13 protein-coding genes are annotated in these 13,254 nt (G+C 67.9%); 7 read left to right on the forward strand and 6 right to left on the reverse strand.

Translation table 11 applies throughout. The annotated features are described in order from the left end of the window. Positions 1–140: 140 nt before the first annotated feature. Positions 141–806, reverse strand: a complete 666-nt coding sequence (gene elbB, locus IP89_RS04410) for an isoprenoid biosynthesis glyoxalase ElbB (RefSeq protein WP_043307974.1) — start codon at positions 804–806, stop codon at positions 141–143. Positions 807–975: 169 nt separating this feature from the next. Between elbB and IP89_RS04415 the strand changes: the two genes are divergently transcribed. From IP89_RS04415 to ppk1, 3 genes are all read left to right on the forward strand, one after another. Then, complete coding sequence (locus tag IP89_RS04415) at positions 976–2,205, forward strand: sterol desaturase family protein (protein WP_043307975.1); 1,230 nt, start codon at positions 976–978, stop codon at positions 2,203–2,205. 115 nt (positions 2,206–2,320) lie between these two features. Beyond that, on the forward strand, positions 2,321–3,334 hold the full coding sequence (hemB, locus tag IP89_RS04420; protein WP_043307976.1) for a porphobilinogen synthase: 1,014 nt from the start codon (positions 2,321–2,323) through the stop codon (positions 3,332–3,334). Between the two features lie 22 nt (positions 3,335–3,356). Further along, the gene (gene ppk1, locus IP89_RS04425) at positions 3,357–5,573 is read left to right on the forward strand and encodes a polyphosphate kinase 1 (RefSeq protein ID WP_043307977.1); all 2,217 of its coding nucleotides are present in this window, start codon (positions 3,357–3,359) and stop codon (positions 5,571–5,573) included. A gap of 42 nt (positions 5,574–5,615) precedes the next feature. On the opposite strand, the gene IP89_RS04430 is transcribed toward ppk1, so the two are convergent. From IP89_RS04430 to IP89_RS04440, 3 genes are all read right to left on the reverse strand, one after another. Next, positions 5,616–6,056 carry a DUF4399 domain-containing protein gene (locus tag IP89_RS04430; protein ID WP_043307978.1) on the reverse strand — a complete coding sequence of 147 codons (441 nt, stop codon included), beginning with the start codon at positions 6,054–6,056 and terminating at the stop codon, positions 5,616–5,618. Between the two features lie 61 nt (positions 6,057–6,117). After that, the gene (locus IP89_RS04435; protein ID WP_043307979.1) at positions 6,118–6,615 is read right to left on the reverse strand and encodes a DUF523 domain-containing protein; all 498 of its coding nucleotides are present in this window, start codon (positions 6,613–6,615) and stop codon (positions 6,118–6,120) included. Positions 6,616–6,635: 20 nt separating this feature from the next. After that, a complete protein-coding gene (locus tag IP89_RS04440) occupies positions 6,636–7,244 on the reverse strand; it encodes a 2OG-Fe(II) oxygenase (protein ID WP_043307980.1) in 609 nt (202 codons plus the stop codon). Between the two features lie 63 nt (positions 7,245–7,307). Here IP89_RS04440 and IP89_RS04445 point away from each other — a divergent pair, with 63 nt between their 5' ends. Beyond that, positions 7,308–8,075, forward strand: a complete 768-nt coding sequence (locus tag IP89_RS04445; RefSeq protein ID WP_043307981.1) for a DUF2059 domain-containing protein — start codon at positions 7,308–7,310, stop codon at positions 8,073–8,075. 3 nt (positions 8,076–8,078) lie between these two features. Here the strand turns inward: IP89_RS04445 and IP89_RS04450 are convergent, their stop codons facing one another. Beyond that, complete coding sequence (locus IP89_RS04450; RefSeq protein ID WP_043308206.1) at positions 8,079–9,020, reverse strand: alpha/beta hydrolase; 942 nt, start codon at positions 9,018–9,020, stop codon at positions 8,079–8,081. Between the two features lie 111 nt (positions 9,021–9,131). Between IP89_RS04450 and IP89_RS04455 the strand changes: the two genes are divergently transcribed. Both IP89_RS04455 and IP89_RS04460 read left to right on the forward strand, forming a co-directional pair. After that, positions 9,132–9,698, forward strand: a complete 567-nt coding sequence (locus IP89_RS04455; RefSeq protein WP_043307982.1) for a DUF6436 domain-containing protein — start codon at positions 9,132–9,134, stop codon at positions 9,696–9,698. 129 nt (positions 9,699–9,827) lie between these two features. Beyond that, a complete protein-coding gene (locus IP89_RS04460) occupies positions 9,828–11,339 on the forward strand; it encodes a methyl-accepting chemotaxis protein (protein WP_043308207.1) in 1,512 nt (503 codons plus the stop codon). On the opposite strand, the gene IP89_RS04465 is transcribed toward IP89_RS04460, so the two are convergent. Further along, positions 11,299–12,072: an NRDE family protein gene (locus IP89_RS04465; protein WP_043307983.1), complete on the reverse strand. Its 774-nt coding sequence runs from the start codon at positions 12,070–12,072 to the stop codon at positions 11,299–11,301. The two genes, IP89_RS04460 and IP89_RS04465, sit on opposite strands and share 41 nt — an antisense overlap. A gap of 388 nt (positions 12,073–12,460) precedes the next feature. On the opposite strand from IP89_RS04465, the gene IP89_RS04470 reads away from it, so the two are divergent. Next, positions 12,461–13,243: a sulfite exporter TauE/SafE family protein gene (locus IP89_RS04470; RefSeq protein WP_043308208.1), complete on the forward strand. Its 783-nt coding sequence runs from the start codon at positions 12,461–12,463 to the stop codon at positions 13,241–13,243. The last annotated feature ends 11 nt before the right edge of the window (positions 13,244–13,254 follow it).

The raw sequence follows: 13,254 nt of genomic DNA on the forward strand, positions 1-13,254 counted from the left end.
GCTCGACTGTGGCGCTCACGCTGCCGCAGGCGAGCCCGGCTGACCAGAGGCGCGGCGGGGACGCCGCGCGGATTGGCCGGAACGCCCGGTCAGAGCCTGTGCAAAGGCGCGCGAGCTAGAGCCAGGCTAGGCGCAGGCTCTTACTGCGGTTGGGCCAGCTCCAGTACGCGGTCGACCAGCTTGTTGATGCCGGCGGCGGCCTGGGCGATGGATTCGGCCAGCATGTAGGCGGGGGTGCTAACCAGCTTGCGCGCCTCGTCCTCGACGATGTCTTCCACCGCGCACTCGACGTGCTGGCCGCCCATGGCGGTGAGGCCGCCGACGGCCGGATCATCGGCCGCGCCCAGGGTGCAGCTGACGCCCTCGCCGTAGATCTTCGCCGCCAGGGCCGGGGCGATGCAGATCAGGCCGATCGGCTTGCCGGCCTGGGCGAATGACTGCGCGGCAGCCAGCACGTCGGGCTGCACGCTGCAGTTGGCGCCTTCCACGGCGAAGTTGGAGAGGTTCTTGGCCACGCCGAAGCCGCCGGGCAGGATCAGCGCGTCGTACTGCTCGGCCTTCAGCTCGCGCACGTCCATCACGTCGCCACGGGCGATGCGCGCTGCCTCGGTGAGCACGTTGCGGCTCTCCGGCATTTCCTCGCCGGTGAGGTGGTTGATCACGTGCATCTGCGCGATGTTGGGGGCGAAACACTGCACCTGGGCGCCGCGCTGGTCGAGGCGCAACAGGGTGATCACGCTCTCGTGGATTTCCGCGCCATCGTAGACGCCACAACCGGAAAGGATGACCGCGACTCGTTTTTGCATGCTGTTCTCCATGGCCAGCCAGATAACGATGCCTCAGTTTCGCCGATCGCCTGGGCGAGCGTCGAGCGACGGGGTGTCGCCAAATGCCACTCCACCTGGCATTTGCCGTCGCGAGTAGCTGCATGGGCAGGCATAGGATCAGCTTAGGTCAACCAGGCGCTGTCGAACCATGAACCTGATCCTTCTTGCCGTACCCTTCTTCTTCCTGCTGATCGCCGCCGAGCTGATCGCCGACCGCGTGCGCGGCGTCAGTACCTATCGCCTGGCGGATTCGCTGAACAGCCTCAGCGCCGGCGTGCTGTCCCAGGCCAGCGGCCTGCTGAGCAAGGCCATCGCCGTGCTCGGTTATGCCTTCGCCTATCAGCACCTGCACCTGTTCGAGCTGTCCGATCAGCTCTGGGTCTGGGTGCTGGCCTTCGTCGCCTACGACTTCTGCTACTACTGGAGCCACCGCTTCGGCCATGAGCGCAATGTGTTTTGGGCCTCCCACGTGGTGCACCACCAGAGCGAGGACTACAACCTTTCCACTGCCTTGCGCCAGACCAGCACCGGCTTTCTGCTGAGCTGGATCTTCTACCTGCCGATGGCCCTGGCCGGCGTGCCGCCGGTGGTGTTCGTCACGGTCGGCGCGCTCAACCTGCTCTATCAGTTCTGGGTGCATACCCGCCATGTGCCGAAGCTGGGCTGGTACGAGTGGTTCTTCGTCACGCCCTCCAACCACCGCGTGCACCATGCGCAGAATCCTATCTACATGGACCGTAACTACGGCGGCGTGTTCATCTTTTGGGACCGCCTGTTCGGCACCTTTCAGGAGGAGCTGGACGAGCATCCGGTGGTGTTCGGCGTGACCACTCCGCTGCGCAGCTGGAACCCGCTGTGGGCCAATCTGCAGTTCTACGTGCAGCTATGGCGCGACGCGCAACGTGCCGGCTCCTGGTGGGACAAGCTGCGCATCTGGTTCATGCCCACCGGCTGGCGCCCGGCCGATGTGGCCGAGCGTTTCCCGATGGACAAGCCGGACCTGGCTGCCTTCCGCAAGTTCGAGGTGCCGCTGTCGCGCGGGCAGAAGCTGTACGCCGCGCTGCAGTTCGCCACCTACGTGGTCGGCACCAGCGGATTGCTGGCGGTGGCGGCGCAGCAGAACCTCGGCGTGCTGGCCGGCGCCTGGCTGTGGATCGCCTTCGGCCTGTACTGCATCGGCGCCTGGCTGGAGAACCGGCCGTTTGCCCGCTCGCTGGAAACGTTGCGCCTGCTGCTCAACCTGCCGGCGCTGGCCTGGGCCCAGCAGGTCGGCCTGCTGCCGGGCGGCGCGCTGCCCTGGCTGTTGCTGGCAAGCTGGAGCCTGATCAGCCTGCTGTGGCTGTTGTGGCCGCGCCAGGAGCAGGCTCAACCGGCCTGAATCCAGTACGGAACTGCGGCTGCCCGTCGCAGTCTGGGTGTGACAGTCATTATTTGGTCATAATGGCCGGGTACAACTGTCACACTCGCCCGCCGTGCGGGTTCTGGAGTCCGTCGTGAGCTTTACCCCCGCCAATCGCCTGTTCCCCGCCACCCGCCTGCGCCGCAACCGTCGTGACGATTTCTCCCGTCGCCTGGTTCGCGAGAACGTGCTGACCACCGACGACCTGATCCTGCCGGTGTTCGTCCTCGACGGCGAAAACCGCCGCGAGTCGATTCCGTCCATGCCGGGCGTCGAACGTCTGACCATCGACCTGCTGCTGCAGGAAGCCGAGCACTGGGTCGCGCTGGGCATTCCGGCGCTGGCGCTGTTCCCGGTGACGCCGCTGGAGAAGAAGTCGCTCGATGGCGCCGAGGCGTGGAACCCGGACGGCATCGCCCAGCGTGCCATCCGCGCCCTGCGCGCCAAGTTCCCCGAGCTGGGGGTGATCAGCGACGTGGCTCTGGACCCCTTCACCACCCACGGCCAGGACGGCATCCTCGACGAAGAGGGTTACGTGATGAACGACGTGACCATCGACGCCCTGGTCAAGCAGGCGCTGTCGCATGCCGAAGCCGGTGCCCAGGTGGTGGCGCCGTCGGACATGATGGACGGCCGTATCCAGGCGATCCGCGAGGCGCTGGAGCTGGCCGATCAGGTCAACGTGCGCATCATGGCTTACTCAGCCAAGTACGCCAGCGCCTACTACGGCCCGTTCCGCGATGCGGTCGGCTCGGCCGCCAACCTCGGCAAGGGCAGCAAGAACACCTATCAGATGGACCCGGCCAACGGTGACGAGGCCCTGCACGAAGTCGGTGCCGACCTGGCCGAAGGCGCCGACATGGTCATGGTCAAGCCGGGCATGCCCTACCTGGACATCGTCTGGCGGGTGAAGGACGCCTACAAGGTGCCGACCTTCGCCTACCAGGTCAGCGGCGAGTACGCCATGCACATGGCCGCCATCCAGAACGGCTGGCTCTCCGAGGCGGTGATCCTCGAATCGCTGACCGCCTTCAAACGCGCGGGTGCCGATGGCATCCTCACCTACTTCGCCGTGCGTGCGGCAGAACTCTTGAAAGCGGGGCGCTGAAGGCGCCCCAGGGAAGCAAGGCATGAACACCGAGGGACTCAGCAACAAGCAGATCGTCGACGCCCAGCTGGAGGCCGAGCCAACCTTGCCGGCCGAGCCGGTGGTCGAGGCCGTGGCGGTCGTCGAGCCCGAGCCGGAACCGGCTCCTGCGCCGGCCCCGGTGATCCCGGGCCTGGACGACAGCAGCCTGTACATCCACCGCGAGCTGTCGCAGCTGCAGTTCAACATCCGCGTGCTGGAGCAGGCGCTGGACGAGTCCTACCCGCTGCTCGAACGCCTGAAGTTCCTGCTGATCTTCTCCAGCAACCTGGACGAATTCTTCGAGATTCGCGTCGCCGGCCTGAAGAAGCAGATCACCTTCGCCCGCGAACAGGCGGGCGCCGACGGTCTGCTGCCGAGCCAGGTGCTGACGCGCATCTCGGAGATCGCCCACGAACAGGTGGCGCGTCAGTACGCCGTGCTCAACGACCTGCTGCTGCCGGAACTGGCCAAGCACCAGGTCAACTTCATCCGCCGCCGCTACTGGACGCCCAAGATCAAGACCTGGGTGCGCCGCTACTTCCGCGATGAGATCGCGCCGATCATCACCCCGATCGGCCTCGACCCGACGCACCCGTTCCCGCTGCTGGTGAACAAGAGCCTCAACTTCATCGTCGAGCTGGAGGGTGTGGACGCCTTCGGCCGCGACTCCGGTCTGGCCATCATCCCGGCGCCGCGCCTGCTGCCGCGGGTGATCCGTGTGCCCGAGGAAGTCGGCGGCCCCGGCGACAACTTCGTGTTCCTCTCCTCGATGATCCATGCCCAGGCCGACGACCTGTTCCAGGGCATGAAGGTCAAGGGCTGCTACCAGTTCCGCCTGACCCGTAACGCCGACCTGTCGGTGGATGCCGAGGACGTCGACGACCTGGCCCGGGCCCTGCGTGGCGAGCTGTTCAGCCGTCGCTACGGCGATGCGGTGCGCCTGGAAGTGGTGGAAACCTGCCCGCAGCACCTCACCGACTACCTGCTCAAGCAGTTCAGCCTCAACGAGAGCGAGCTGTACCGCGTCAACGGCCCGGTCAACCTGACCCGCCTGTTCGCCATCACCGGGCTGGAGAGCCACCCGGAGCTGCAGCACGGCTCGTTCACCCCGGTGATCCCCAAGCTGCTGCAGAACACCGAGAACGTGTTCAACGTGGTCGGCAAGCAGGACATCCTGCTGCTGCACCCCTTCGAGTCCTTCACCCCGGTGATCGACCTGTTGCGTCAGGCCGCCAAGGACCCCAACGTCCTGGCGATCAAGCAGACCCTGTACCGCTCCGGGGCCAACTCGGAGATCGTCGATGCGCTGGTGGAAGCGGCGCGTAGCGGCAAGGAGGTCACCGCGGTGATCGAGTTGCGTGCGCGCTTCGACGAGGAATCCAACCTGCAGCTGGCCAGCCGCCTGCAGGCCGCCGGCGCGGTGGTGATCTACGGCGTGGTCGGCTTCAAGACCCACGCCAAGATGATGCTGATCCTGCGCCGCGAGAACGGCGAGCTGCGCCGCTACGCGCACCTCGGCACCGGTAACTACCACGCCGGCAACGCCCGCCTGTACACCGACTACAGCCTACTCACCGCCGATGATGCGCTGTGCGAGGACCTGCACAAGCTGTTCAACCAGCTGATCGGCATGGGCAAGACCCTGCGCATGAAGAAGCTGCTGCACGCGCCGTTCACTCTGAAGAAGACCCTGCTCGACATGATCGCCCGTGAGGCGCAGTACGCCAGCGAGGGCAAGCCGGCGCACATCATGGCCAAGGTCAACTCGCTGACCGATCCGAAGATCATTCGCGCGCTATACAAGGCCAGCCAGATGGGCGTGCGCATCGACCTGGTGGTGCGTGGCATGTGCTGCCTGCGTCCGGGCGTGCCGGGGGTGTCGCACAACATCCACGTGCGCTCCATCGTCGGCCGCTTCCTCGAGCACAGCCGCATCTACTACTTCGGTAACGACGGCGACGAGCAGCTGTTCCTCTCCAGTGCCGACTGGATGGAGCGCAACCTCGACAAGCGTGTGGAGACCTGCTTCCCGGTGGAGGGCAAGAAGCTCATCACCCGGGTCAAGAAGGAGCTGGAGAGCTACCTGTCCGACAACACCCAGGCCTGGGTGCTGCAGGCGGATGGCCGCTACCAGCGCGTCAGCCCGAGCGGTAACGCCAACCCGCGCAACGCCCAGGCGGCGCTGCTGGACAAGCTGACCACGCCGCAGCTGCGCTGAGTTCGCAGGTGGAAGAAAAGGCCCCGCTCAGCGGGGCCTTTTTCATTGCACGGTGATATTGATCTTCTTCGAGATCACCGGCGGGTCCATTGGCACATGGTGCTTGTCGCCGATCAGCAGCTGCAGGGTGTGCGGGCCGGGCGGCAGGGTCAGCTCGGTCTCGGTCTGGCCCTTGCCGAAGTGCAGGATGCGCTCGCTGGAGGGGATCGGCTCGTCCAGCAGCGGCATGTCGCTGACGTCCACCAGCAGGTGATGGTGGCCGGTGTCGGGCACGTCGATGCCCGCCGGGGCGATGCCCATGCCCTTGAGGCCGAACTTGACGGTGAAGGTCTGCGGTACTGTGGCGCCGTCGGCCGGCTCGATGAAGTACACCTCGGCGCCTTCGGGGGCGGGCAGTTGCGGCGCCGACTTGTCGGCCCAGGTCAGTGGGGGCAGGGCGCAGAACAGGGCGACTAGGCCCAGGTTGCGCAAAAAGGGACGCATGGCAGGCTCCTCTGATGAAAGTCCTGCTCTGACCATAGGCGATGACGGGGCGTTCCGGAGGTCAGCCGTCGCTTCGCTCCAGGCGCGCCAGTTCGGCGGCGGCCTCGGCCAGTTGCTGCTCGTTGAACACCTTCACGCCGTGGCGGCGCAGCAGGGCGGCGGTAACCCCCTCGCCCTCGACCAGGTTGCCGCTGAAGCTGCCGTCGTAGTTGTGCGTGTTGCCGCAGGACGGGCTGCGCGCCTTGAGCAGGGCCACGCGCAGGCCATGCTGCTGGACCAGGCGCAGGGCGATCTCGGCGCCGGCGACGAAGGCGGCGGTGACATCCGCGCCGCTGTCGGTCAGCACCGGCAGCTGTCCGTCCAGCACCTGGGCACCCTGGCCGCCGGCAATCTCCGCTGGCGGGCGCGGGGTCGGCAGGCCGCCGGCCACCTCGGGGCACAGCGGCACGATGCGCCCCTCGTCCTGCCACAGCTGCAGCAGGTCGTAGGGGCCATGCGCGCCACCGTCATAGCGCACCTTGTGGCCGAGCAGGCAGCGGCTGACCAGCAGCTTTTCCATCCTTCCTCCTCGTCGGGCGCTCAGCGCCGCCTGAACCAGCCGGTCAGCGACAGGCGCTCGCGGCTGGCGGGCAGCACCTCGTGGGGCAGCTCGGCGGACATGAACAGCACCAGGGTGCCGGCCTCCGGCAGCACGTCCAGTTCGCTGCCGTCGTTCGGGTAGAGGCGCAGGGCGCCGCCCTGGTCGGCCTGCCAGGCGTCGTTGAGATAGAACACGGCGGAGACGCTGCGGCGGTCGTCATCGCGGAAACGGTCCAGATGCTTCTGGTAGAAGGCGCCCGGCGGATACAGGGCGAAGTGGCTCTCGTAGTCCTCCAGGCCCAGGTAGAAGGCCTGGTTGAGAGCGCGGCGCAGCTCGTCCATGGCCGCCAGGTACTGGTCACAGGCCGCACTCTGCCCCGGCTCCAGCCACTGGATACTGTCGCCGCGCACCCCCTCGCGCACCGCCAGGCCCTGGCCGCGACCCACGCCGGCCGGGCTCAGCGCGCCATTTTGTGCGCGCTGGCGGCACTCGGCGGCCAGTTCGCCGGTCAGAGACTGCGGCAGGACCAGGGTCTGTCGCGACCAGCCGCGCTCGGCCAGGTCGTCGATGATCTGCGGCACCAGCCGCTGCAGGGGGAATTCGTTCATGCGCCGATTCTACCAGCGCCGCCTGCACGCCCCTACAATAGCCGCGACCTACAGGAGTACCCCATGCGCGTCGTGTTTGCCGTCTTCCTGCTGCTGTGCAGCTTCGCCGTTTCCGCCGACGACCACGCCCGGCTCTACCAGAGCGCCGGCTGGCCGCAGCAACGCGCGCATTTCGCCGACGCCCTCAAGGCTGCCCAGCAGCGCTACCAGAGCAGCCTGCCGCCGGCGGTATTCCAAGCCCTGGTGGACAACAGCAACCGCCGTTTCGAATCCACCGCCATGGATCAGCGCGCCCAGGCCGCCCTGCGCACGCAGTTGGCCGACCCGCAGCCGGCGCTGCAGTTCTTCGACTCGCCGCTGGGGCGCAAGGTCGTCGCTGCCGAAGTCGCCGCCTCGTCGCGCGAGCAACTGGCCAAACACGCTAACGGCCTGCCGCCGGTACAGGCCGAGGCGACCCGACGTCTGCTGATCCGCCACCTGGCCCAGGGCCTGCCGGCCACCGAGGCCGGCGCCGAGGTCAGCCTGGCCTTGGCCGGTGTCGCCGCCGACAGCCTCAGCTCGATGGTGCCCGGCCTGTTCGGTGGCGCGCAGGCACAGATGCTGGTGCAGAGCCAGCGCGAGCGTCTGCAGCAGCAGATCGAGGGTGATATCGACAACACCCTGCTGCACGTCTATCGCGAGCTGTCCGACCCTGAGCTGGAGGAGTTCGCCACCTTCGCCGAGTCACCCGGCGGCAAGGCCTACTACCAGGCGGCGCTGGCGGCCCTGCGCGCGGCGCTGGCGGCCGGCGAGAGCAGCAACAACATTCAACCTGCCCAGCAGGGCATCTGACGCCTAGCGCAGGCGCTCACTGAGGAAGGCGAAGTACTCGCGGCGAATGCCTTCGCTCTCGTTGACCAGGTGATGCCGCGCGCCGGGGATGCGCAGGATCTCCGGCTGGTCGAACTTGGCCTGCAGCACCTGCAGGTTGTGCCGCCAGTCCACCGTCATGTCCGCCTCGCCCTGTACCACCAGTGGTCGCTGCGTGCTGCGCGGGGCCTTCTCGATGCGTGGAATCCACTTGGCCAGGGCGCCGACCCAGGCGGTCGGCAGGTTGCGTGGCTGCAGTGGATCGCGGTTCTGCAGGAAGTCGAGGAATTCGGCGTCACTGGAGTTGGCCGAGAAGCGCCGCGGAATCTCGCTGCGGAACGGCCCGATCAGGTGATAGCTGAGCTTGGACAGGCCCCAGGCCCGTGGTCGCACCAGCGGCGCCAGGAGAATGGTGGCGCCGGGCTCCGGGCGTTTCTCGCCGAGCAGCAGGAAGTCCAGCAGGATCGCGCCGCCGGTGCTTTGACCACAGAGATGCCAGGGCTGCGGCAGGTCGAGGCTGGCGGCCTCGGCGAACAGGCACTGCAGGGTACGCTGGTAGGCGGAGAAGTCGTCGATGCTGGCGCGCGCCCCGGCGGACAGGCCATGGCCGGGCAGGTCGCAGGCCAGCACGGCGAGGTTCTCGCCCAGCGCCCAGTCGATCACGTGGCGATACAGGCCCATGTGGTCGTAATAGCCGTGCAGCAGAATCAGCGTCGCCTTGGGCTCGGGCGGCAGCCACAGCTGCGCCACCAGGTCCAGGCCGTCGCACTGGAAGCGCCCCAGGCGGCTGCGCGCGCTGCCGTGCTGCGGCAGGTCCAGGCCGTAGTAGCGCTGGTAGGCCAGGGCCTCATCCGCCAGCGGCGTGGTGGCCGCGGCCAAGGGTCGCAGGCCGGCGCGCAGACGCTCGGGCTGGAAGGGCTCTGGCAGGGGCTGGGGCATGGCGGTCATGGTGTCTTCGGTGCGTGACGGGGATTGCCGATATTCAGCTGTCGGGCCCGGCGTGGCAAGCTAGGCGCCTTTCCCCGCGTGCCTTCGATCATGTCGCCCCGTCGCAAAGCCATTCTCGCCAGCCTCATCGCCATTCTCTGGCTGGGCGCCATGCTGGCCGCCTTCTGGTGGTTCCAGGCTCGCTACATCCGTCCGTTCGAGGAGCGCACCGAGCTGTTCAGCGGCAGCCAGCTGCGCCTGCCGGCAGAGTTGGCCGGCCCCGGGCCGATCCGCCTGGTGCATTTCTGGGACCCGGCCTGCCCGTGCAACGTCGGCAACCAGCAGCACCTCGGCGAGCTGGTGCAGCAGTTCGCCGCGCGCGGCGTGCAGTTCTACGCGGTGCAGCGCGCCGGCAGCGAGGGCCGCTTGCCGGACAACCTGCAGGCGTTGCAGCCACTGGCGGCACTGCCCGGCAGCGAGGGCCTGCCGGCCAGCCCGGCGGTGGCCATCTGGGACCAGCAGGGCCAGCTGGCCTACTTCGGCCCCTACAGCGAGGGCGCTCTGTGCACCTCGGCCAACAGCTTCATCGAGCCGATTCTCGAGGCCCTGGTGAGCGGCCGGCAGGTGCGTGCGGACAGCAATCTGGCGGTCGGCTGCTTCTGCGACTGGCAGCGCTAGAGCCGGCCGATCTGTGGCCTGGCGCCCAGCTTGCCGGCGCTGGGCGCAACAACTTTACTGAGCACATTGGGGGCTGCTGATCGGCTGTTGAACACGGCCGGTCGTTTCGTTTCTGGCGAGATGGCCACCATGACGCAATCCTCGTTTTCCCTCGAACAGCATTACCGTCGCGCCGACCGCACCATGCTCGGCGTGCTCTGGCTGATGTTCCTCTACGCCCTCGGCCTGGCCGCCTGGCACGGCGGCTGGCTGCCGGCGCTGGTGATCGGCGGTGGCAGCGTGCTGGCGCTGAGCCTGCTCAACGGGGTGGCCGGCGGCAGCCGCCTGATGCGCTGCTGCATGGCGGTGGCGTTCATGGTGATGGCGGCGCTGCACATCGACCTGGCCCACGGCCTGCTGGAGATCCACTTCGGCATCTTCGTCCTGCTGGCCTTCCTGGTGTACTACCGCGACTGGCTGCCGATCGTGGTCGGTGCCGCGGTGATCGCCGTGCACCACCTGCTGTTCTTTGCCCTGCAGCAACAGAATACCGGCGTGTTCGTGGTGCCCAACGGCAGCTGGCCGGTGATCTTCCTACATGCCTTCTACGTGGTGCTGGAGAGCGCCATCCTCATCTACCTGGCGCGCCAGGCCTATGCCGAGGCCCAGGAGGGCGAGGCGCTGATGCAAGTGGCGGCGGCGCTGACGGCGAGCGAGGAGAGCATCGACCTGAGCACCCGCAGCGCGGCCAGCGGGCCGGTGGCGCGGCGCTTCAATCACTTCCTCGAACAGCTCGACGAGCTGGTCAGCGAGGTGGTGGCCGACACCGAGGGCCTGGCGGGCACCGGCGACAACCTGGCCCGCGCCACACGGCAGATGCGCGAGGGCGCCAGCCGCCAACTCGGCGAGATTTCGCAGATGTCCGGCGCAATGCAGGAGATGAGCGCGGCCATCGACGAGGTGGCGGCCCATGCCCAGCAGGCTGCATTGGCCACCCAGGCGGCCACCGGCAAGGCCGCGGAGGGGCGTGAGGCGGTGGCACAGAGCGGTGCCGAGATCGGCCGCCTGGCCGAGCGCATCGAAGCCACCGATCGTGAGGTGCAGTCGCTGGCAGAGCAGTCGCAGCAGATCGGCCGGGTGCTGGAGGTGATCCGCGCCATCGCCGAGCAGACCAACCTGCTGGCGCTCAACGCGGCCATCGAGGCGGCGCGGGCCGGAGATCAGGGCCGCGGTTTCGCCGTGGTCGCCGATGAGGTGCGCAACCTGGCGCAGAAGACCGCGGCCTCCACTGCCGAGATCCAGGACATCATCGCCCGCCTGCAGCAGAGCAGCCGTCAGGCCGCCGGCGCCATGCAGCAGAGCCACAGCGGAGTGGTGCGCTGCGTGGAGGACAGCCGGCGCACTGGCGAGCTGCTGCTGGCCATCGTCGGCGAGATCGAGGCGATCAGCCAGATGAGCGAGCTGATCGCCGCGGCGACCAACCAGCAGGCCACCGCCAGCGCCGAAGTCAGCGAGCACCTGACCGGCGTGCAGCAGGTCGCCGAGCAGAGTGCCGAGGATGCCGAAGCGCTGGACGATGACAGCCGACGCCTGCGCGAGCTGGCGCGGCGCCTGGGTGGCCTCAGCGCACGCTTTTTGGTCGGTGCGCGGCCAGGGCGATAGTCACATCGCCGCTGGCCTGGCCGCGCTCGTCGAAGCGCCGCTCCATGAGCTGCAGGCCGCCGTCGCCGTGCAGGATCAGTGCGCTGCTGGCGCAGGTGCCGTAGCCGGGGCCGGCGATGAACACGCTGGACAGCAGCAATTCCCAGTCCAGGCCGATGCCGGTGTCCGGCAACAGTACCCGCGGCGGCTGGCTGTGGTCCTGCAGTACCTGCAGCAGGCGTTCGGGCTGCGGGTCGTCGAGGCAGCCGGCGAGACCGGCGGTGGCGCGCAGCACCTTGGGCCAGGGCGTGTCCAGGTCCGCGTTGGACAGGCCGTAGAGCCCGGCCTGCAGGCGGCGCACCTGGCCGGCCTCGGAGTTGAGGAAGTACAGGGCGTGGCGGTCGCCGAGCAGCAGGTTGAAGCCACTGTAGTCGCCGGCGCGTGGCGCCAGGCGTTCCAGATAGGCCGCGCCGTCCAGCTCGCCCCGCAGGAAGTCCAGCGGCAACTCGCCGCGCGAATAAGCGCCCTTGGCCTGGCGCGGGTCGCGGATATTGGTCACGGCGGCGAAGCGGCCATCGGCCGTTGCCCCCATCCAGGTGCCGCCGGCCTGCAGGTCGCGGCCGGCGTAGAGGCCGGGCGACTCTTCCCACTCACCCAGCGGCAGGCTGCTGCGGGCGTAGAACTCGTCACGGTTGGCCGCCAGCACTAGCGGCTGCGGGTGGCCGGGGCGCCAGGCGAAGACGATCAGGCACATAGCGACTCCATAGGGCCTGTGGTCAGGTGAGCCGGAGTTTAGGGTCTGTTGCCGCTTCTGCGCGACCGCGACGGAGCCAGATTTTGCGCGGAGCTAGGCGCGAGACGCGAAGTTTGGTGATCCAAATGAGCCGTCGAGTAACGACGTTCCGCGCAAAATCTGGCCCGTCCCTGCGGGTTGCGCGGAAAATTGCGCCATGCGTTGTTGCGGGACTTGGCAAGGGATCGCCATTACCTGCGTCCCGCGCTTAGCCTGGCGCGATTTTTCGCTGCAACGCGGCTTGCGCAGAAGCGGCAACAGACCCTAACAAAGCAATGGGCGTCCATCGCCTCGGCTGGAGGGCAGGGTGGTCATCCGTTACCATGCCGCTTCGTTTTCGGGGGACTGCATGGAATTCCTGCTCTATCTGCTGCTCGGTGCGGCGGCCGGGGTGCTGGCCGGGCTGTTCGGCGTCGGTGGCGGCATCATCATCGTGCCGGTGCTGGTGTTCAGCTTCACCGCCCAGGGCTTCGACGCCACGGTGCTGACCCACCTGGCCGTGGGCACCTCGCTGGCCACCATCATCTTCACCTCGATCAACTCGGTGCTAGAGCACCAGCGCAAGGGTGCGGTGCTGTGGCCGGTGTTCACCTGGATGGCGCTGGGCATCCTGCTCGGCGCCGCCCTCGGCTCGGTGACCGCGGCGGCCATCCAGGGCCCGCTGCTGCAGAAGATCATTGGCGTGTTCGCCATCATCATCGCCATCCAGATGGGCCTGGGTCTGAAACCCAAGGCCAGTCGCGCTGTCCCAGGCAAGCCCGGGCTGACCGGCGCGGGCGTGGTGATCGGCTGGGCCTCGGCGATCTTCGGCATCGGCGGTGGCTCGCTGACCGTGCCGTTCCTGACCTGGCGCAGCGTGCCCATGCAGCAGGCGGTAGCGACCTCCTCGGCGTGCGGCCTGCCGATCGCCGTGGCCAGTACCCTGAGCTTCATGGTCCTGGGCTGGAACGAGGCGCACCTGCCGCAGTGGAGCCTGGGCTTCGTCTACCTGCCGGCGCTGGCCGGCATCGCCATCACCAGCATGTTCTTCGCCCGCATTGGCGCGCGCCTGGCGCACCGCCTGCCGGCCACCGTACTGAAACGACTGTTCGCCCTGCTGCTGCTTTGCGTGGGCACCAGCTTCCTGATCTAGAACCTGTTTAC

It is taken from the genome of Pseudomonas sp. ML96 (genome assembly GCF_000761545.1).
In the GTDB taxonomy this organism is placed as follows: Bacteria; Pseudomonadota; Gammaproteobacteria; order Pseudomonadales; family Pseudomonadaceae; genus Aquipseudomonas.

What these genes read in the sequence shown, in the direction of transcription:
- elbB (WP_043307974.1), bottom strand. Translation starts at nt 806, where the DNA reads ATGCAAAAACGAGTCGCGGTCATCCTTTCCGGTTGTGGCGTCTACGAT.
- IP89_RS04415 (WP_043307975.1), top strand. Translation starts at nt 976, where the DNA reads ATGAACCTGATCCTTCTTGCCGTACCCTTCTTCTTCCTGCTGATCGCC.
- ppk1 (WP_043307977.1), top strand. Translation starts at nt 3,357, where the DNA reads ATGAACACCGAGGGACTCAGCAACAAGCAGATCGTCGACGCCCAGCTG.
- IP89_RS04430 (WP_043307978.1), bottom strand. Translation starts at nt 6,056, where the DNA reads ATGCGTCCCTTTTTGCGCAACCTGGGCCTAGTCGCCCTGTTCTGCGCC.
- IP89_RS04435 (WP_043307979.1), bottom strand. Translation starts at nt 6,615, where the DNA reads ATGGAAAAGCTGCTGGTCAGCCGCTGCCTGCTCGGCCACAAGGTGCGC.
- IP89_RS04440 (WP_043307980.1), bottom strand. Translation starts at nt 7,244, where the DNA reads ATGAACGAATTCCCCCTGCAGCGGCTGGTGCCGCAGATCATCGACGAC.
- IP89_RS04445 (WP_043307981.1), top strand. Translation starts at nt 7,308, where the DNA reads ATGCGCGTCGTGTTTGCCGTCTTCCTGCTGCTGTGCAGCTTCGCCGTT.
- IP89_RS04455 (WP_043307982.1), top strand. Translation starts at nt 9,132, where the DNA reads ATGTCGCCCCGTCGCAAAGCCATTCTCGCCAGCCTCATCGCCATTCTC.
- IP89_RS04460 (WP_043308207.1), top strand. Translation starts at nt 9,828, where the DNA reads ATGACGCAATCCTCGTTTTCCCTCGAACAGCATTACCGTCGCGCCGAC.
- IP89_RS04465 (WP_043307983.1), bottom strand. Translation starts at nt 12,072, where the DNA reads ATGTGCCTGATCGTCTTCGCCTGGCGCCCCGGCCACCCGCAGCCGCTA.
- IP89_RS04470 (WP_043308208.1), top strand. Translation starts at nt 12,461, where the DNA reads ATGGAATTCCTGCTCTATCTGCTGCTCGGTGCGGCGGCCGGGGTGCTG.